The 17,791-nt window shown below is 71.9% G+C and carries 18 protein-coding genes; 11 read left to right on the top strand and 7 right to left on the bottom strand.

Going from position 1 to position 17,791, the window contains the following annotated elements; genetic code table 11:
• Positions 1 to 12: 12 nt before the first annotated feature.
• Entirely contained in the window at positions 13 to 684 is a 672-nt protein-coding gene (locus A8W25_RS01690) for a DUF6445 family protein (RefSeq protein WP_067154589.1), read from the top strand.
• 11 nt (positions 685 to 695) lie between these two features.
• Here A8W25_RS01690 and A8W25_RS01685 read toward each other — a convergent pair whose 3' ends face one another.
• Positions 696 to 1,484 (bottom strand): putative protein N(5)-glutamine methyltransferase, encoded by a 789-nt coding sequence (locus A8W25_RS01685; protein ID WP_067156578.1) that lies wholly within the window; start codon positions 1,482 to 1,484, stop codon positions 696 to 698.
• A 131-nt stretch (positions 1,485 to 1,615) separates the two neighbouring features.
• On the opposite strand from A8W25_RS01685, the gene A8W25_RS01680 reads away from it, so the two are divergent.
• On the top strand, positions 1,616 to 1,939 hold the full coding sequence (locus A8W25_RS01680) for a putative quinol monooxygenase (RefSeq protein ID WP_067154586.1): 324 nt from the start codon (positions 1,616 to 1,618) through the stop codon (positions 1,937 to 1,939).
• Between the two features lie 62 nt (positions 1,940 to 2,001).
• Here the strand turns inward: A8W25_RS01680 and A8W25_RS01675 are convergent, their stop codons facing one another.
• Entirely contained in the window at positions 2,002 to 2,427 is a 426-nt protein-coding gene (locus A8W25_RS01675; RefSeq protein ID WP_067154584.1) for a hypothetical protein, read from the bottom strand.
• A 74-nt stretch (positions 2,428 to 2,501) separates the two neighbouring features.
• Here A8W25_RS01675 and A8W25_RS01670 point away from each other — a divergent pair, with 74 nt between their 5' ends.
• Both A8W25_RS01670 and A8W25_RS33205 read left to right on the top strand, forming a co-directional pair.
• Entirely contained in the window at positions 2,502 to 3,221 is a 720-nt protein-coding gene (locus tag A8W25_RS01670; protein WP_067154580.1) for a class I SAM-dependent methyltransferase, read from the top strand.
• Between the two features lie 166 nt (positions 3,222 to 3,387).
• Entirely contained in the window at positions 3,388 to 3,573 is a 186-nt protein-coding gene (locus A8W25_RS33205; RefSeq protein ID WP_234386103.1) for a DUF2304 domain-containing protein, read from the top strand.
• A 17-nt stretch (positions 3,574 to 3,590) separates the two neighbouring features.
• Here the strand turns inward: A8W25_RS33205 and A8W25_RS01665 are convergent, their stop codons facing one another.
• Positions 3,591 to 5,111 (bottom strand): carotenoid oxygenase family protein, encoded by a 1,521-nt coding sequence (locus A8W25_RS01665; RefSeq protein WP_067154577.1) that lies wholly within the window; start codon positions 5,109 to 5,111, stop codon positions 3,591 to 3,593.
• A gap of 232 nt (positions 5,112 to 5,343) precedes the next feature.
• On the opposite strand from A8W25_RS01665, the gene A8W25_RS01660 reads away from it, so the two are divergent.
• A complete protein-coding gene (locus A8W25_RS01660) occupies positions 5,344 to 5,760 on the top strand; it encodes an SsgA family sporulation/cell division regulator (protein WP_067154562.1) in 417 nt (138 codons plus the stop codon).
• Between the two features lie 24 nt (positions 5,761 to 5,784).
• Here A8W25_RS01660 and xylB read toward each other — a convergent pair whose 3' ends face one another.
• Positions 5,785 to 7,257 (bottom strand): xylulokinase, encoded by a 1,473-nt coding sequence (gene xylB, locus A8W25_RS01655; RefSeq protein ID WP_067154559.1) that lies wholly within the window; start codon positions 7,255 to 7,257, stop codon positions 5,785 to 5,787.
• A 197-nt stretch (positions 7,258 to 7,454) separates the two neighbouring features.
• Here xylB and xylA point away from each other — a divergent pair, with 197 nt between their 5' ends.
• Positions 7,455 to 8,627, top strand: a complete 1,173-nt coding sequence (gene xylA / locus A8W25_RS01650; RefSeq protein WP_067154556.1) for a xylose isomerase — start codon at positions 7,455 to 7,457, stop codon at positions 8,625 to 8,627.
• 58 nt (positions 8,628 to 8,685) lie between these two features.
• Here the strand turns inward: xylA and A8W25_RS01645 are convergent, their stop codons facing one another.
• The gene (locus A8W25_RS01645; protein WP_067154553.1) at positions 8,686 to 9,912 is read right to left on the bottom strand and encodes an ROK family transcriptional regulator; all 1,227 of its coding nucleotides are present in this window, start codon (positions 9,910 to 9,912) and stop codon (positions 8,686 to 8,688) included.
• 96 nt (positions 9,913 to 10,008) lie between these two features.
• Here A8W25_RS01645 and A8W25_RS01640 point away from each other — a divergent pair, with 96 nt between their 5' ends.
• The 5 genes from A8W25_RS01640 (at position 10,009) to A8W25_RS01620 (ending at position 16,148) form a co-directional block, all read left to right on the top strand.
• On the top strand, positions 10,009 to 10,653 hold the full coding sequence (locus A8W25_RS01640) for an LUD domain-containing protein (protein ID WP_067154550.1): 645 nt from the start codon (positions 10,009 to 10,011) through the stop codon (positions 10,651 to 10,653).
• A gap of 379 nt (positions 10,654 to 11,032) precedes the next feature.
• On the top strand, positions 11,033 to 12,154 hold the full coding sequence (chvE, locus tag A8W25_RS01635) for a multiple monosaccharide ABC transporter substrate-binding protein (RefSeq protein ID WP_420708392.1): 1,122 nt from the start codon (positions 11,033 to 11,035) through the stop codon (positions 12,152 to 12,154).
• An 11-nt stretch (positions 12,155 to 12,165) separates the two neighbouring features.
• Positions 12,166 to 13,722, top strand: coding sequence for a multiple monosaccharide ABC transporter ATP-binding protein (gene mmsA, locus A8W25_RS01630; RefSeq protein ID WP_067154543.1), 1,557 nt, complete (start codon positions 12,166 to 12,168; stop codon positions 13,720 to 13,722).
• Between the two features lie 6 nt (positions 13,723 to 13,728).
• Positions 13,729 to 14,964, top strand: a complete 1,236-nt coding sequence (gene mmsB, locus A8W25_RS01625; protein WP_079125745.1) for a multiple monosaccharide ABC transporter permease — start codon at positions 13,729 to 13,731, stop codon at positions 14,962 to 14,964.
• Between the two features lie 32 nt (positions 14,965 to 14,996).
• A complete protein-coding gene (locus tag A8W25_RS01620) occupies positions 14,997 to 16,148 on the top strand; it encodes an aldose epimerase family protein (RefSeq protein ID WP_067154540.1) in 1,152 nt (383 codons plus the stop codon).
• A gap of 31 nt (positions 16,149 to 16,179) precedes the next feature.
• Here the strand turns inward: A8W25_RS01620 and A8W25_RS01615 are convergent, their stop codons facing one another.
• Positions 16,180 to 17,022, bottom strand: coding sequence for an SMP-30/gluconolactonase/LRE family protein (locus A8W25_RS01615; protein WP_067154537.1), 843 nt, complete (start codon positions 17,020 to 17,022; stop codon positions 16,180 to 16,182).
• Positions 17,019 to 17,789, bottom strand: a complete 771-nt coding sequence (locus A8W25_RS01610; protein ID WP_067154533.1) for an IclR family transcriptional regulator — start codon at positions 17,787 to 17,789, stop codon at positions 17,019 to 17,021. Before A8W25_RS01610 ends, A8W25_RS01615 begins: the two co-directional genes overlap by 4 nt.
• Between the last annotated feature and the right edge of the window lie 2 nt (positions 17,790 to 17,791).

The following is a 17,791-nucleotide window of genomic DNA, read 5'->3' as shown; positions in this document are numbered from 1 at the left end:
AGGTTCGGCCGCATGCCCCCCAACCCCTCCTCGCTCCCGGTCCTGCCGTACCGCAAACCCACCCCCGGCCGGGACTACTGGGTCCTCGACGACGTCCTGCCCAACGCCGACGAGGTCCGCGCGCGCTGCCTCGCCAGGGGCGACTGGGTCGAGGGATACCCCCGCAAGCCCGAGACCTGGCCCGGGCTGCGCACCATGCCGGGCCTGGAGCCCGCCGAACTCGACCGGGTGGAGCGGCTGGTCAGGAAGGCGACCGGCGCCCGCGAGCTGTGGCTGCAGAAGGCGCCCGGCGGCGCCACGCTCAACCACAACTGCGTCCAGGTCGTCGGACGGGACGAGGGCGAGCCGCGCCCGCACACCGACTCGCGCGCACTGTGCCGGTACGCGGCGGTGCTCTACCTCAACCCGGACGTCCCCCAGCACTGCGGCACCAGCTTCTACCGCCAGAGCCTGCCCGGCGGCGTCCTCGGCGGCAATCTCGTCGCGGCCCCGCACACCAATCTGGTCGAGGCGCTGGGGACCCGGTTCGTGCCGCCGGACTCCTTCACCGAGGACGTCCGCGTCGCCCACCGCTACAACCGGCTGCTCCTCTACAACGCCAACATGATCCACACCGCCACCGGCTACTGGGGCAGCACCCTTGAGGACAGCCGGATGACGGCCGTCTTCTTCTGGATGGCGTGAGCCGCGGGGTGTTACCCGGCCTGGGCGGGCCTCCTGGCGACGACGACCGTGGCGTACCGCTCCTCGCAGGTTGCCACGCGCGGTACGAGACCGCCCTCGGTGACCGCCGCGACGGCGAGCGGCACCTGGCGCTCGCTCGTCTCGAAGAACAGCAGCCCGCCGGGTGCCAGCCAGTGCGCCGCCTCGGCGGTCACCCGGCGCAGTACGTCGAGGCCGTCGGAGCCGCCGTCGAGCGCCACCCGTGCCTCGTGGACGCGTGCCTCCGAGGGGAGCAGCTCGATCTCCTCGCTCGGCACGTACGGCACATTGGCGAGCAGGACGTCCACGCGGCCGCGCAGACCGTCGGGGAGCGCGGCGAACAGATCGCCCTGATACGCCCGGCCCCCGGCGGCGGCGACATTGCGCCGGGCGCACTCCACGGCGGCCGGGTCGACGTCGGCCGCGTGCAGCTCCGCACCCGTGATCCCGGCGACGAGGGCCACGCCCAACGCGCCCGAGCCGCAGCACAGATCCACCACGACCGCGCCCTCGGGGGCGAGCGCGACGGCCTGCTCCACCAGGAACTCCGTGCGCCGCCGGGGCACGAAGACGCCCGGGTCCACCGCGACCCGTACACCGGCGAACCCGGCCCATCCCAGGACGTGTTCGAGCGGCAGGCCCTCGGCGCGCCGCGCCACCATGGCGTCGAGCTCCTCGGGCGTACGGGCCGTGGAGATCAGCAACTCCGCCTCGTCCTCGGCGAAGACACAGCCGGCGGCGCGGAGCCTGGTCACTACGGAGGAATGGTCAAGCACGGTAATGGGTCTCACCTGGGGGTATGGGGCCGGACATCCGAGGGGGTCCGGCAGGCTGCGGGGCGCGGTCACCCTACCCCGGGCGTGTCGGACGGCCGAAGTGATTTATCCGTGCATACCGCGCATAGAATGACTGAATGATCTTCATTGTCGTCAAGTTCCCCGTGAAGCCCGAGTACGCCGAGGAGTGGCCCCAGCACGTCGCGGACTTCACCGACGCCACCCGGGCCGAGCCGGGCAACCTCTGGTACGAGTGGTCCCGCAGCCTGGCGGACCCCACCACCTATGTGCTGGTCGAGGCCTTCCAGGACGGCGCGGGCGAGGCGCACGTCAACTCCGACCACTTCCGCACGGCCATGGAGACGATGCGCCCGCTCCTGCGTCACACCCCCGAGATCGTGAGCACGACCATCGAGGGTGCGACGGGGTGGAGCGCCATGGGTGAGCTGAAGGTCGACTAGTCCGCGCGGTGGCGCCGCCGCGGTGGCGTCACTTCACGGTGACGGTCACTTCACGGTGACGGTCACTTCACGGTGACCGTCACCGTCGGGGAGACGGTCTTGCCGTCCATCACCCGCAGCTCCTCCTTGCCCTTGGTGTTCACCTTGTAGTCCAGGGAGTAGCTGCTGCCCTGCTTGATGGTGGTGTCGGCGTGCAGGGTCGTCCACTTGCTCCCCTTCTTGTGCTGGAGCACGACCTTGCTGCCGACGGCCAGCCCTTTGGAGCGGCCGGTGAAGGTGACCTTGTCGCCGACCTTCGCCTCGGTGGCGCTCGCCTTGATGGTCAGCGAACCCGGCGCCGCCGATGCGTACTTGCTGCCGCTCGGCGACGGTCCGGGGGCGGGGCTCGCGGCCGTCGCGACCGCGACGGATCCGCCGGCGAGCAGGGCGAAGGACAGGGCGCCGGCCGCGGCCGTCCGGGCACAGCGGCGTGGCAGAGTGGATTTCACGATGGGTCTCTCCCGTCTCGGCGGCTCCCCATCCAGCCGATTGGTACGTTTTCTGAGGCTATATGCTGAGGCCGATGTCCGCTTCTCAGGGCCCTACCCTCCGTGAACTCGCCGTCCAGGCACTGTCGTCGGTCGAGCGCGGCTACGACCTGCTCGCCCCGAAGTTCGACCACACGCCGTACCGCACCCCGGATCCGGTCCTCCACGCCGTCACGCGCGTCCTCGCCGAGCTCGGCCCCTTCGGCAGGGGTCTCGACCTGTGCTGTGGCACCGGCGCGGGTCTGGGCGTGCTGCGCGAGGTGTGCCGCGAGCGGGTCACCGGGGTCGACTTCAGCGCCGGAATGCTGGCGGTGGGCCGGGGGTGCGTCCAAGGGGCCCAGGGCGTCGACTGGGTCCGCGCCGACGCCCGCGCCCTGCCGTTCCGGGACGCCTTCGACCTGGTCGTGAGCTTCGGGGCGTTCGGGCACTTCCTGCCCGCCGAGCGGCCGGGGCTGTTCGCTCAGGTCCGCTCGGTCCTCGCGCCCGGCGGCCGGTTCGCGTTCCCGGTCGCGGCGCCCGCCCGCCCCGGCTCGCTCGGCTATTGGACCCTGCTCGGCTTCGACACGTCGATGCGGGTGCGCAACGCGCTGTGGCGGCCCCGATTCGTCATGTACTACCGGGACTTCAGGCTCGCCGACGTCCGCGCCGAGCTCGCCCGCGCCGGGTTCCAGGTGGACCTGTACGCGCTGGAGGAGCTCGGGCGGCGCCCGGACGGCAGCCCCCGCTGCCGCCTGCTGGTCGCGACGGCCCACTGAAGGTCAACCCCTCTCACCTGCGGTGATAACGCCTGGTGATGCTCGTGTGGCGCGGGGTGAACGGCGGTCGTACCGTGACGGAGGTGGTTCTCACCGGACCGCCGCCAGGGCGCGGCGAACCGGTATTCGACACTCTCGGGGTCACGAGGTGAATGCCTTGCCCTCCGTGCACTTTCCTCTGATGCTCGCGCTGGCCGTGGGCGCGTACTTCCTGTGGCGCAAAGGCGGCACCAAGCTGTCCCACGCGCTGATCTGCGCCGGATTCGGCTTCTACTTCGCCGATACGGCCGCGGCCCCCTCGCTGCACAGTGCGGTCAACTCGGTTATGGGCATGCTCAGTCAGCTGGGCTGAGCCGCCGCCCTTCTCGCTCAGGCGTCCGCGACCCAGCTGCCGTGGAAGCCGAGCGGCACCCGCCCGGGCAGATGGATCCGGGCCAGCGGACGGCCGGTGAAGTCCTGCGCCGACAGGATCAGCAGGTCGGCGGCGCCGCGCTCCGGATCGTGGACGTACGCCAGGGTGTAGCCGTCGTCCTCCGCCGCCCTGGGCGCCGGGTCCGGCCCGTGCGCGGGCACGAAGACCGCCTCACCGACGGCGGCGCCCCGGGGGAGCCGGTGCGACTGGGAGGTGCCGCGCAGGAAGTCGTGCTTGATCAGGGCGTTGCCGAAGGAGCGGTCCGGCGGGACGCCGTCGGCCGTCAGATACGCGGTGAACATCTCGGCGCTGGCCGCCGTGTACCCGTACCGGTGGCGCCGGGACACCAGCGCCTCGTTGACCCGGGGGAACTCCTGCGGCCGGTCGTCGAGCCGCCGGGTGTGCACGCGGCCGTGCGCCAGGTCGACGGTCCAGCGGTCGAGCGAGGCGGGCGCGAGCGCCGAGGGGCCGTCGGAGTCGCGGCCCGCGACCTGGAACGGCGCCGGGAAGGTGGTGAGTTCGACGACCACCGAGGCGCCGTCGTCGTAGGCGTTGAGCGTGTGCGAGGCGAAGACGGGGTCGATCTCGAACCAGCGGACGCCGCCTCCGGCGCGGGGCATGACGCCCACCCGCGCGGGATGCCGGTCGTTCCACACGTACGGGACGATCGCGCCCGCCTCGGCCGCCGCCGCGTCGAAGGTCACGGGGACGTCGAAGAGGACCACATACCGCTCGGTGAGCGCGAAGTCGTGCATCATCGGGCTGTCGGCGACGGGGATCCGTGTCGTACGCGCGACCCGCCCGGTCCGGTCGACGACGAGGTGGCGGACGTGGTCCCAGGTCGGGTAGTAGGTCACCGCGTGCAGCTCGTCGGCGTGGGCGTCGTACTTGGTGTGCGCGGTGAAGGCCCCGCTCAGTGTGGAGCGGAAGTCGTACGGGCGCAGGGTGTTGAGCTCGCCGTCGAGCTCGTACGGCAGCGGCCCGCTCTCCTGGAGGGCGAGGATGCGCCCCTTGTACGGGATGACGTGGGTGTTGCAGGCGAAGTCGCCCTCCGGGACGGGGCCGGGGTACGGCTCGCCGAGCTTGCGGCTCACGGCGGCCGAGCGGACCCACCGGTTGCGGTACCACTCGGCCCGCCCGTCCCGCAGCCGCACCCCGTGGACCATGCCGTCCCCCAGCATCCAGTGGTGCGCCCGGGGGTCCTCCAGGCCCAGCACATTGGGGCCGGTGCGCAGATAGCGCCCGTTCAGCGAGCGGGGGATGCGGCCGGTGACGGGGAGGTCGAAGGCGGTGAGCTCTTCGGTGACGGGCGCGAAGGCCCCGCGCAGAAACGGCAGGCCCATGGCGGACGGCGCCGGTGCGGGCGGTGTGATGCGCGGGGCGGCGGCCGCGGCCGGCCCGCCGCGCAGGGCGAGCAGTCCTCCCGCCGTCGCGCCCGCCGCGCCGCGCAGTACGTTCCGCCGAGTGTGATCGTTCATGTCCGAGCCCCCTGCTCCCTCGTTCGCAAGCCCTGTCGCCGACGATCGTCCGCCCGGGCGGGGGCCTTGGTCAGGAGGCCTGGGCCCCGGACCGGGGTGGTGCCAGGCCCCCTCTTCCCGCCGGGGCCCTTCGGGGTTTTCGCACGAAATCCCAGGCAAGGTGTTGAATGTGCGACTATTGAGATGATGTGATGCGGGTCACAGATCGGGAGTGGCAGCAAGGAGCGAGTCGATGTCCACCACTGTCGAACAGTCCGTCCTGGCCCGCCTCGTCACCGACGCCTCCCACGGCGTCCCCGTCCCCGTCACCCTCAGCTATGACGGCGCCGACCCACTGGCCGTCCGGATGGTGTTTCCGCCCGAGGTCTCGCTGCACGACGGCGGCGTGACCTGGGTCTTCGCCCGCAACCTCATCGACCGGGGACTGTGTGCCCCGGCCGGCACCGGCGATGTGCACGTGTGGCCGCTCGGAAGGGCCCAGACCATGGTGGAGCTGCGCTCCCCGGACGGCCTGGCGCTCCTCGAATTCGGCACGGCGGCGCTCCGCCGCTTCCTCTTCCTCACCTACGCGGCGGTCTCCGCCGACGTCGAGAACCAGGACCTCGACATGGACACCGCCCTGGCCGAGCTGCTGCGCGAGAGCAAGTGAGCGCGCTGCCCCGGTGAAGCCGGGTCACCCCAGCACCGGCGCCGCCCGGTCGAGGACGGCGCCGATGCGCTCCCAGGCCGCCGTGTCGCGGGCCACCGGCTCCAGCGCGACGCCTTCGCCCGTACCCCACGCCGTCGCGGTCGCCACCGCGTCCGCGCCGGTGACGGCCGCCGCGGCCAGCGCGGCGGCGCCGAGTGCCACGAGCTCGGTGGCGCGGGGCACGATCAGCGGCCGGCCGGAGAGCCTTCGTACGGTCTCGACCCAGGTACGCCCCTGGGCGCCGCCCCCGATCAGCCGCAGTGGAAGGGTCGCGGCCCCGGGCCCGGCGGGGTCGAGGCCGCACGCGTACAGCAGGTCGTCGAGGGCGCGCAGGGCGGTGAAGACCGCGCCTTCGTAGGCCGCGCCCAGGAGTTGGGGCCCGGTGGTGGCGTGCCGCAGACCCGTGAGCAGCCCGGCGGCTCCCGGCAGGTCGGGGGTGCGCTCGCCGTCGAGGTACGGCAGGAGCACCGCCTCGCCGCCGGGTTCCGCCTCGTCGCGGCCGAGTCCGAGCAGGGCGGCGACCTTGTCCACGGCGAGCGTGCAGTTCAGGGTGCACGCCAGCGGGAGGAAGGTGCCGTCGGTCGCGGCGAACCCGGAGAGCGCGGGCGAGGCGGGCCGGGTGCGGGTGGCGGCGAAGACCGTGCCGGAGGTGCCGAGGCTGAGGACGGGGTGGTCGAGCAGGCCCGCGCCGCCCAGCCCCAGCCCCACGGCGGCGGCCATGTTGTCGCCGGTCCCGGCGGCGACCGCGATCCCGGCGGGCAGCCCGAGCGCCTCGGCGGCCCGGGCCGTCAGGGACCCCACCCGGGTGGCCCCGGAGGCGGCGACCTCGGGCAGCAGCCGGACGTCCAGGCCGAGGAGCTCCAGCAGCCCGGGGTCGTAGGAGCCGGTCGCCGTCGAGAACCAGCCGGTGCCCGACGCGTCCCCGGGGTCGGTCGCGGCGGTTCCGGCCAGGCGCTCGGTGAGGAAGTCGTGGGGGAGGCGGATTCCGGCGGCCGCCGAGGTGTGCGCGGGCTCGTTCTCGTGCAGCCAGCGCCACTTGGCGGCGGTCACGGCGGCGACCGGCACCGAGCCGGTGCGCGCGGTCCACGCCTGCGGGCCGCCGAGCGCCTCGGTGAGGGCGGCGGCCTGCGGGGCCGAGCGGGTGTCGTTCCACAGCAGGGCCGGGCGCAGCGGACGTCCGGCGCGGTCCAGGACGACCAGGCCGTGCTGCTGTCCGGCGACCGCGATCCCGGTGACGGCCGAGGCGGGCACCCCCGCCTCCTCGATCCCGGCCGCGACCGCCTCGCACAGCGCCCGCCACCACAGCTCCGGGTCGCTCTCGCGCGCTCCGGCGGAGCCGTCGACCCGGTGCGGGGCGCGGCCCACGGCGAGCGGCCGCCCGGTCTCCGCGTCGGTGAGCAGCGCCTTGGTGGACTGGGTGGAGCTGTCCACCCCGATGACGACCGGCCCCTGCGCCATACGGCACCCCTTCTGCTGCGGATCCGGCCTGCGGACCTGGACGTGCTGACCTGCACGGGCGAATTTGCGCGTGCGCGAAACAAATTAGGTGAAGGCCCGGGGTTACGGAAGCCGCGGCGATCATGTCATATTTGTCAGGTCAGTGAACAAATACCAGCAGGGGCCGTCGGGCGCCCCGCACCGAGGTGGACACGACGATGACGGAACGCTTCACTCCCACCCCCGAGGACAAGTTCACCTTCGGTCTGTGGACCGTGGGCTGGCAGGGGCGCGACCCGTTCGGCGACGCGACCCGGCCCGCCCTCGACCCGGCCGCCACCGTCCACCGGCTCGCCGAGCTCGGGGCGTACGGGGTGACCTTCCACGACGACGACCTGATCCCGTTCGGCGCGTCCGGCGCCGAACGCGGCGCCCACGTCAAGCGCTTCCGCGCGGCGCTCGACGCCACCGGCCTCGCGGTGCCGATGGCCACCACCAACCTCTTCACCCACCCCGTCTTCAAGGACGGCGCCTTCACCGCCAACGACCGGGACGTACGGCGGTACGCGCTGCGCAAGACGATCCGCAACATCGACCTGGCCGTGGAGCTCGGCGCCCGGGTGTACGTGGCGTGGGGCGGCCGCGAGGGTGCGGAGTCCGGGGCCGCGAAGGACGTACGGGTGGCGCTCGACCGGATGAAGGAGGCCTTCGACCTGCTGGGCGAGTACGTCGTGAGCCAGGGGTACGACCTGCGGTTCGCGGTCGAGCCCAAGCCGAACGAGCCGCGCGGGGACATCCTGCTGCCCACCGTCGGGCACGCGCTCGCCTTCATCGAGCGGCTGGAGCGCCCGGAGCTGGTCGGGGTCAACCCGGAGACCGGGCACGAGCAGATGGCCGGGCTCAACTTCACCCACGGCATCGCCCAGGCGCTCTGGGCCGGAAAGCTCTTCCACATCGACCTCAACGGCCAGTCCGGCATCAAGTACGACCAGGACCTGCGGTTCGGGGCGGGGAATGTGCGCGACGCGTTCTGGCTGGTCGACCTGTTGGAGTCGGCGGGTTACCAGGGCCCGCGCCACTTCGACTTCAAGCCGCCGCGCACCGAGGACGCCGACGGGGTGTGGGCCTCGGCGGCCGGCAACATGCGCAACTACCTGATCCTGCGCGAGCGTGCGGCGGCCTTCCGCGCCGACCCGGCGGTACGGGAGGCGCTGCGGGCCTCCCGCCTCGACGACCTCGCCCGCCCGACGGCGGCGGACGGCCTGGCCGAGTTGCTCGGGGACCGCTCGGCCTTCGAGGAGTTCGACGTGGAGGCGGCGGGAGCGCGCGGCATGGCGTTCGAGCAACTGGACCAGCTGGCGATGGAGCATCTGCTGGGGGTGCGGGACTGAGCGGGCGTGGGGTTTCCGGGCCGGGTGGCGCTGCTCGGCGGGTGAGCGGCCGTCCCGGTCAGGACTCCGCCCACGCCGCCGGGTCGTCCAGTACCGCCTCCACGACCAGGGCCGCCGCGCCCCGGGCCGCGTCCCCCGCCAGGGACGAGGCGCGCAGACGGCCGCTGTCGCGGGGCCACAGGCCCGACACCACCCGGGTGGTGAGCTCGGCCTCGGCCGGGGGCGTCAGCCACGGCGCCAGTGCGCGGTAGACGCCGCCGAGGACGACGGTCTGCGGGTCGAGGAGGTTCACCGCGCCCGCGAGGACCCGGCCCAGCATCCGCCCGGCCGTGCCGAGCGCCGTCAGCGCGGGCTCGTCGCCCGCCCGCGCCCGTCGCTCCAGCTCGGCCACGCCCGCCGCCCCGGCGTCCTCGTCGAGGCCCGCGCCGCGCAGCAGCGCCGACTGGCCCGCGTACTGCTCCAGGCAGCCCCGCGCCCCGCAGCGGCACTCGGGCCCGGCCGGATCCACCGGGACATGGCCGATCTCCCCGGCGAAGCCGTGCGCGCCGCGCAGGAGTTCGCCGTTCAGGACGAGGGCGCCGCCCACGCCGATCTCGCCGGAGAGGTAGAGGAACGTACGGGCCTCGCCCGGGCCGCCGAACCACAGCTCGGCGAGCGCCGCCAGATTGGCCTCGTTCTCCGCACTCACCGGCAGGACAGGGGCGTTCGGGCACTCGGCCAGCGCCCGCGCGAACAGGACGTCGGCCGGGACGCCGTTCCAGCCCAGGTTCGGTGCCTGGCGGACCGTGCCGTCCGCGACCAGGCCCGGCAGGGCGAGCGTCACCGCGGCGGGCCGCAGCTCCTGCTGACCGGCGGAGTCCAGCGCCTGCGAGGTGAGCCGGGCCGCCCGGGCCAGCACCTCGGCGGGCGGCGCGCCCCGGTTGTCCAGGTGCTCGGTGAGCCGGACCCGGTCGGTTCCGGCCAGATCCACCACGCACACGGTCGTGTGGTCGACGTTGATCTCGACACCGACCCCGGCGGCGCCGGTCCTGGCCGGTTTGAGGACCGTGCCGGGCCGCCCCGCCTGCCCGCTGAAGGTCTTGCCCGACTCCGTCAGGAAGCCGCCCTCCAGGAGCTGCTCGACCAGCGAGGACACGGCCGCCCGGGTCAGTCCGACGCGCGCCGCGACGCCCGCCCGGGTGGTCTCGCCCTCGTCGTGGACCGCCCGGAGCACCAGGCTGAGGTTGTGCCGACGCACGGTGTCCTGGTCGGCCTTGGGCGCCAGCGGGGCGAGGTTGCTCTTCATGTCGTGGCCGAGCCTATGCGATGGTCCGGGCGCCGCAGTTGCCCGATCCAGCGGCGCTCGAACGAGACTCGCGTCCCGGCGCTAGGTTCTCTGATCATGAGTGAGAAGACCATCACCGAACTGCCCGCCGACGAGGCCTTCGCGGTCGCCGCGAGCGCCGAGAGCTTGGAGAGGGCCGCCGAGGCCCTGCGGGGCAATGGATTTGCCGTGCACATAGTGGACACCGCCGCCGATGCCCGCGCGCTGGTGGCCGAGGAGCTGCCGACCGACCAGGCGATCTTCGCCTCGACCAGCGAGACCCTGCGGCTCTCCGGGATCCAGGAGGACATCGACGCGTCCGGCCGGTTCAAGAGCATCCGCGCCGAGCAGGCCGACTGGGACCTGCGCGCCCGCCGCGACGACGTACGCACCGCGCGTTCCGCGCCCGACGTGGTCGTCGGCAGTGTGCACGCCGTGACCGAGGACGGCCGGCTCGTCACCGGCTCCGCGAGCGGCAGCCAGCTCGCCGCGTACGCGTACGGCGCGGGCCGGGCGATCTGGGTGGTCGGCGCCCAGAAGGTCGTCGCCGACCTCGACACCGCGCTGCGCCGCATCGAGACGTACTCGCTGCCCAAGGAGGACGTCCGGGCCCAGCGGGTGATGGGGCAGCGCAGCGTCCTCGCCAAGATCCTCATCACCGGGCGCGAGGTCGTTCCGCGCCGCAGCACCGTCGTCCTGGTCCGCGAGCCGATCGGGTTCTGAGGACCGTTCCCGGACTCTCCGGCACCATCGTCCGAGCCGCCGCACCGCAAGGTGCGGCGGCTTCCGCCGTTCTGTAGGCGGTCGGGGCCGAGATGCGGTTGAACGTAACACCGTTGCAATCCCTTGCGAAAGAGTTTGCGGCGAGAAAGCGGAGAGAAAGCGCGGAGATTTCCCTGGTGTGGCGACGGTGTGTCCAAAGGGTTGACCAGTTGGTCCGGGCCGCCTACGGTCTCGACCGCAATAGCTTTCCGGTTGTTTCAGCAAGAACATTCAGAGTCCTCCTGGGGTAGCAGGGCCGCGCCGCCCCGGAGGCCGCTCCCCCCCCCCGCATCCCCGGCCCCCTGCACCGCTTCCCCGCGAACCCGAAGGACTGATGACCATGCGCCGCACCCGACCAGCCGCACTCGCCCTCGTCGCCGGCACCCTCGCCCTCTCCCTCGCCGCCTGCGGTCAGGACAGCGAGGGCGGCGGCAAGGCGACGCCCAAGGGCGGCAAGGGAGCCACGATCGGCATAGCGATGCCGACCAAGTCCTCGGAGCGCTGGATCGCCGACGGGAACAACATGGCCGCGCAGTTCCGGGCGCTCGGCTACAAGACCGATCTCCAGTACGGCGAGGACAGCGTCGACCAGCAGGTCGCCCAGCTGGAGAACATGATCACGAAGGGAGTGGACGCCCTGGTGATCGCGGCCATCGACGGACGCGCCCTCGGCGACGTCCTCAAGCAGGCCGCCGACCAGCACATCAAGGTCATCTCCTACGACCGCCTCATCCTCGGCTCCCCGAACGTCGACTACTACGCCTCGTTCGACAACGAGAAGGTGGGCGTGCTCCAGGCGACGTACATCGTCGACAAGCTGGGCCTCAAGAACGCCCAGCAGGCCGGCGGCAAACAGGGCCCCTTCAACATCGAGCTGTTCGCCGGATCGCCCGACGACAACAACACCCGCTACTTCTTCCAGGGCGCCCTCAAGACGCTCCAGCCCTACATCGACAAGAAGCAGCTCGTCGTACGCAGCGGCCAGACCCGGCTCAACCAGGTGACCACACTGCGCTGGGACGGCGCCACCGCGCAGAAGCGCATGGACGACCTGCTGACCAAGGCGTACTCCACCGAGCACGTCGATGCCGTCCTCTCGCCGTACGACGGGATCTCGATCGGCATCCTGTCCGCCCTGCGCTCCGGCGGCTACGGCACCGCCGCCAAGCCGTACCCGGTGGTCACCGGACAGGACGCCGAGGTGGCGTCCGTGAAGTCCATCATCGCGGGCGACCAGGCCCAGACCGTCTACAAGGACACCCGCGCCCTGGCCAAGCAGGCCGTGCAGATGGCCGACGCGGTACTCACCGGCAAGACGCCCCAGGTCAATGACACCAAGACCTACGACAACGAGAAGAAGGTCGTGCCGGCCTTCCTCCTCAACCCGGTCAGCGTCGACAAGTCCAACTACCGGGCCACCCTGGTCGACTCGGGCTACATCAAGGCGAGTGACCTCAAATGAGCACCCCGGACATGGGGGCGCCGATCCTGGAGATGCGCTCCATCGTCAAGACGTTTCCCGGCGTCCGGGCGCTCTGCGACGTCTCGCTCACCGTCGCACCCGGCGAGGTGCACGCCATCTGCGGCGAGAACGGCGCGGGCAAGTCCACCCTGATGAAGGTCCTCAGCGGCGTCCATCCGCACGGGAGTTACGAGGGCGAGATCCTCTTCCGGGGCGAGCCCTGCGCGTTCAGGGACATGAGGGCCAGCGAGGCGCGCGGCATCGTCATCATCCACCAGGAGCTGGCGCTCGTCCCCTATCTCTCCATCGCCGAGAACATCTTCCTCGGCAACGAGCACGCCACCCGGGGGATCGTGAGCTGGGGCGAGACGCTCAAGCACGCGGCGCGGCTGATGAAGAGGGTGGGGCTGCGCGAGCACCCGCAGACCAGGGTGGCGGACATCGGGGTCGGCAAGCAGCAGCTCGTGGAGATCGCCAAGGCCCTCTCCAAAGAGGTCCGGCTGCTCATCCTGGACGAGCCGACCGCGGCCCTCAACGACGAGGACAGCGCCCATCTCCTCGACCTCATCCTGGAGCTGAAGGCCCAGGGCATCGCCTCGATCATCATCTCGCACAAGCTCAACGAGATCGCGGCGGTGGCCGACTCGGTCACCGTCCTCAGGGACGGCCGGACGATCGAGACCCTCGACGTGAAGGCCCCGGACACCACCGAGGAGCGCATCATCCGGGCCATGGTCGGCCGGGACCTCGACCACCGCTTCCCCCCGCGCACCCCCTACGAGGGCGATCCCGGCGCCCACCCCGCCCTTGAGGTGCGGGACTGGACCGTGCACCACCCCATCGACCAGCAGCGCAAGGTCGTCGACGACGTGACCCTGCACGTGCGGCGGGGCGAGATCGTGGGCGTCGCCGGGCTGATGGGCGCGGGCCGCACCGAGCTGGCCATGAGCGTCTTCGGCCGCTCCTACGGCCGGGGCATCAGCGGCACGGTGTGGAAGGACGGCCACCGCATCCGTACGAGGACCGTCCCCGAGGCGGTCGGCCACGGCATCGCGTACGTCACCGAGGACCGCAAGCACTACGGCCTCAACCTCATCGACACGATCAGCCGCAACATCACCCTGGGCGCCCTGGGCAAGGTGTCCCGGCGCGGGATCGTCGACGAGCACGAGGAGCGGCGCGTCGCCGAGTCGTACCGCACCTCCATGGGCATCAAGGCGCCGACCGTCTTCGAGCCGGTCGGCCGTCTCTCGGGCGGCAACCAGCAGAAGGTCGTCCTCAGCAAGTGGATCTTCGCGGGTCCCGATGTGCTGATCCTGGACGAGCCCACGCGCGGCATCGACGTGGGCGCCAAGTACGAGATCTACACCGTCATCGACCAGCTCGCCGCCCAGGGCAAGGCCGTCGTCTTCATCTCCTCCGAACTGCCCGAACTCCTCGGCATGTGCGACCGCGTCTACACCATGGCGGCCGGCCGGCTCACCGGCGAGACCGCCCGCGCGGACGCGACCCAGGAAGTCCTGATGCGCCTCATGACCACGCACGACATGACCACGAACAAGAGGTAGCCGAAAATGGGTCCGGTCACCACCGACGCCGCACCGAGCACCCCGAGGACTCCCGAGCCCCCACGCTCCCCCGCCGGGGCGCTGCTCCTGGACGCGGCCCGCCGCAACATGCGCCAGTACGGGATGCTGGTCGCGCTCGGACTGATCGTCGTGCTCTTCCAGATATGGACCGACGGCGTCCTGCTCAAGCCGAACAACGTCACCAACCTGGTGCTCCAGAACAGCTACATCCTGGTCCTGGCCATCGGCATGGTGATCGTCATCATCGCCGGCCACATCGACCTGTCCGTGGGCTCGCTCGCGGCCTTCGTCTCGGCGGCGTGCGCCGTGATGATGGTGGAGCACCACGTGCCCTGGGTGCTCGCCCTGGTCATCGCGCTCGCCATCGGCGCGGTCGCGGGCGCCTGGCAGGGGTTCTGGATCGCCTATGTCGGCATCCCGTCCTTCATCGTCACGCTCGCCGGGATGCTGCTCTTCCGGGGCGGCACCCAGATCCTGCTCGGATCCCGCTCGCTGGGCCCGTTCCCCGAGGGCTTCCAGAAGATCTCCACCGGATACCTTCCGGAGGTCGGACCCGACACCAACTACCACAACCTCACCATCCTGTTGGGGCTGTCCCTGGTCGGAGTCGTCCTGGTCCAGGAGGTGCGCTCACGGCGCCGGGAGCAGGCCTACGAGCTCGATGTGCTCCCCCGCGGCCTGTTCCTCACCAAGTGCGTGGCGATGGCCGCCGCCGTCCTCGCCTTCACCCTGACCCTGGCCAGCTACCGGGGCGTACCGGTGGTGCTGCTCGTGCTCGCCGCCCTGCTCATCGGGCTCGGCTTCGTGATGCGCAACGCGGTCGTGGGACGGCATGTCTACGCGCTCGGCGGCAACCAGGCGGCGGCGAAGCTCTCCGGCGTCAAGGACAAGCGGGTCACCTTCCTGGTCTTCGTGAACATGGGGGTCCTCGCGGCGCTCGCCGGTGTCGTCTTCGCCGCACGTCTCAACGCCGGCACACCCAACGCGGGCGTCAACTTCGAGCTGGAGGCCATCGCGGCGGCCTTCATCGGCGGCGCCTCGATGAGCGGCGGCGTCGGTACGGTGCTGGGCGCCATCATCGGCGGCCTGGTGCTCGGCGTCCTCAACAACGGTATGTCGCTGGTCGGCGTCGGCACCGACTACCAGCAGGTCATCAAGGGTTTCGTCCTGCTGGCCGCCGTCGGCTTCGACGTCTGGAACAAACGCAAGGTCGGCTCATGACACCCCATCACCTTCTCTGAGGAGCAGCGGACATGAACACCAGCAGACGTACGGTGATGGCCGCGGGCCTCGCCGCGGGCGTGGCGGCGACGAGCCTGGGCACGGCCCAGGCCTCGACGACGACCCGCACCCCCACCAGGACACTGTTCGGCACCCTGGACGACGGCACTCCCGTACACCTGTGGAGCGTCACCAACGGCGGTATCCGGCTGGAGGTGCTCTCCTACGGCGGGATCGTGCACCGCCTCGACGTGCCCGACCGGCACGGGCGCCGGGCCAACATCGCGCTCGGCTTCGACAACCTCGCCGACTACGTCGCCAAGTCCCCCTACTTCGGCGGTCTCATCGGCCGCTACGGCAACCGCATCGCGGCCGGCAGGTTCACCCTCGACGGGCAGACCTACCAACTGCCGCTCAACGACAGTGCGAACAGCCTGCACGGCGGCACCAAGGGCTTCGACAAGCAGATGTGGCACGTCGAGCCGTTCACCCACGGCTCCCGCACCGGCCTCGTGCTCTCGCGGATCTCGCCGGACGGCGAGATGGGCTACCCCGGCTCCCTGAAGGTCCAGGTCACCTACACCCTCACGGCGCGCGGCGAGTGGCGCATCGACTACCAGGCGACCACGGACCGGGCCACCGTCCTCAACCTCACCAGCCACACCTACTTCAACCTGGCCGGCGAGGGCAGCGGCTCGATCCTCGACCACACCCTCGAACTGGCCGCCGCCCGCTACACCCCGGTCGACGCGGGTCTCATCCCCACCGGCGAACTGGCCCGCGTCACCGGGACCCCGTTCGACTTCCGGCGTACCAAGCCGATCGGCCGGGACATCCGCCAGGGTCACCAACAGCTCCTGTACGGCAAGGGGTTCGACCACAACTGGGTCCTGGACAAGGGGACGAGCCGGGAGCCCGCGTACGCGCTCACCCTCGCCGAGCCGCACTCCGGCCGGGTGATGAAGATGTTCACCACCGAGCCGGGAATGCAGTTCTACAGCGGCAACTTCCTGGACGGCACCCTGGTCGGCACCTCGGGCCGCACCTATCGTCAGGGCGACGCCCTCTGCCTGGAAGCCCAGCACTTCCCCGACTCGCCCAACCACCCCGCCTTCCCGTCCACGGTGCTGCGTCCGGGCGAGACGTACCGGACGTCGACCGTGCACGCCTTCTCGACGCGCTGAACCCCGGGGACGGCCGGGTGCCGCCTTCGGCTCAGCCGGCGAAGGCGGTGCCCGGCAGCCCGTGTCCCAGGCCCGGCAGCACCAGGAGCGCCCCGGAGAGCGGGTGCGGCCGGCGCAGGCCGGTGCGGGCCGTGGTGACGTACAGGTCGGTGAGGTCCGGGCCGCCGAAGGCGCAGGCGGTGGGGCGCCCGACCGGCAGCTCGACGACCAGGTCGAGCGTGCCGTCCGGGCCGTAGCGGCGCACCGCGGCTCCGTCCCACAGCGCCACCCACACGCCGCCGTCCGCGTCGACGGTGAGCCCGTCGGGGAAGCCGTCCTCGTCCTCGAACCGTACGAACGGCCGCCTGTCGTGGCCGAGTCGGCCGTCGAAGTCGAGGACGTCGATGCGCCGGGTCGGGCTGTCCACGTAGTACATGAGCCGTCCGTCCGGGCTCCAGCCGGTGCCGTTGCTCACCGACACCGGCCCGGGCAGGGCGGTGGTCGCGCCGTCGCCCGTGATCCGGGTGAGGGTACCGCCGCCCGGCGACTCGTCGTAGCGCATGGTGCCCGCCCACAGGGCGCCGTCCGGTGCGACCGCCGCGTCGTTGCCGCGCCGCCCGGGCACGGGGTCCCGCAGCAGCCACGAGAAGGCGCCGTCGGGGCCGTAGAGCCCCACGCCGTCACGGAGGTTGACGACGAGGCCGCCGACCGCGCGCGGCTTCGCGGCGCCGACGTGCTGCCCGGTCGCCATGACCGTACGCCGGCCGCTGCCCGGCTCGTACGTATGGATCCGCGAGGCCAGGATGTCGACCCAGATCAGCCGTGCGGTCGCCGGGTCCCAGGTCGGCCCCTCGCCGAGCTCCGCCCACTCCCGTACCGCCACGTCCGGCCTCATCGCGTCCCCCGGTGGCCGAGCCGCACGGACAGGTCGCCCGCGCCCTTCAGCGCCAGCTCGGCGAGCTCTGCCTCACGTGCCTCGCTCCACCTGATGACGGGTACGGAGATGGACAGCGCGGCGACGACCCGGCCCGCGCTGTCGCGGACCGGGGCGGCCACACAGCTGACGTCCGGGTTGGACTCCCGGTGCTCGAACGCGGTCCCCCGGGCCCGGATCCCGGCGAGCGCGGTGCGCAGCGCGGCCGGGTCGGTGATGCTGTCGGGGGTCATGGCGACGAGCTCGCCGTCCGCGATCCTGGCGTCCAACTCGGGTTCCGGGAGCGAGGCGAGCAGCATCTTGCCGACGGAGGTGCAGTGGGCGGGCAGACGGCGGCCGGCCGCCGAGACCATGCGCACCGCGTGGGTGGAGTCGACCTTGGCGATGTAGATGACGTCGGTGTCCTCCAGGATGGCCACATGGACGGTCTCGTCGCAGGTCTCGGCGACCTCGCGGGCCACCTGCTGCCCCTCGGCGGCGAGGTCCAGCTGCTCGGCGTACCGGCTGCCGAGCTGGTAGGTGCGGACGCCGAGCCGGTAGCGCCCCGGCTGCTCGGGCGTCGCGACCAGATAGGAGCGGGCGGCCAGTGTGGTGACCAGCTCGTGGACCGTCGTCCGTGGCAGCCCGAGCCTGCGCATGACGTCCGGCGCGGAGAGCGGCGCCTCGCTCTCCAGGAAGAGTTCCAGCACGTCCAGTGCCCTGGCCACCGCCGGCACGAGTCGCCCCATGG

The organism is Streptomyces sp. ERV7 (assembly GCF_001653515.1).
Taxonomy (GTDB): domain Bacteria; phylum Actinomycetota; class Actinomycetes; order Streptomycetales; family Streptomycetaceae; genus Streptomyces.
The sequence above is the reverse complement of the archived record's forward strand: the minus strand, read 5'-3'. Positions and strand labels throughout refer to the sequence as shown.

Coding starts and splice junctions, on each gene's coding strand:
- A8W25_RS01670 (WP_067154580.1), top strand. CDS start 2,502: ATGTCCGCTTCTCAGGGCCCTACCCTCCGTGAACTCGCCGTCCAGGCA.
- A8W25_RS01665 (WP_067154577.1), bottom strand. CDS start 5,111: ATGAACGATCACACTCGGCGGAACGTACTGCGCGGCGCGGCGGGCGCG.
- A8W25_RS01620 (WP_067154540.1), top strand. CDS start 14,997: ATGAACACCAGCAGACGTACGGTGATGGCCGCGGGCCTCGCCGCGGGC.
- A8W25_RS01645 (WP_067154553.1), bottom strand. CDS start 9,912: ATGAAGAGCAACCTCGCCCCGCTGGCGCCCAAGGCCGACCAGGACACC.
- A8W25_RS01640 (WP_067154550.1), top strand. CDS start 10,009: ATGAGTGAGAAGACCATCACCGAACTGCCCGCCGACGAGGCCTTCGCG.
- chvE (WP_420708392.1), top strand. CDS start 11,033: ATGCGCCGCACCCGACCAGCCGCACTCGCCCTCGTCGCCGGCACCCTC.
- xylB (WP_067154559.1), bottom strand. CDS start 7,257: ATGGCGCAGGGGCCGGTCGTCATCGGGGTGGACAGCTCCACCCAGTCC.
- mmsA (WP_067154543.1), top strand. CDS start 12,166: ATGGGGGCGCCGATCCTGGAGATGCGCTCCATCGTCAAGACGTTTCCC.
- A8W25_RS01680 (WP_067154586.1), top strand. CDS start 1,616: ATGATCTTCATTGTCGTCAAGTTCCCCGTGAAGCCCGAGTACGCCGAG.
- A8W25_RS01660 (WP_067154562.1), top strand. CDS start 5,344: ATGTCCACCACTGTCGAACAGTCCGTCCTGGCCCGCCTCGTCACCGAC.
- A8W25_RS01610 (WP_067154533.1), bottom strand. CDS start 17,789: ATGGGGCGACTCGTGCCGGCGGTGGCCAGGGCACTGGACGTGCTGGAA.
- mmsB (WP_079125745.1), top strand. CDS start 13,729: ATGGGTCCGGTCACCACCGACGCCGCACCGAGCACCCCGAGGACTCCC.
- A8W25_RS01615 (WP_067154537.1), bottom strand. CDS start 17,022: ATGAGGCCGGACGTGGCGGTACGGGAGTGGGCGGAGCTCGGCGAGGGG.
- xylA (WP_067154556.1), top strand. CDS start 7,455: ATGACGGAACGCTTCACTCCCACCCCCGAGGACAAGTTCACCTTCGGT.
- A8W25_RS01690 (WP_067154589.1), top strand. CDS start 13: ATGCCCCCCAACCCCTCCTCGCTCCCGGTCCTGCCGTACCGCAAACCC.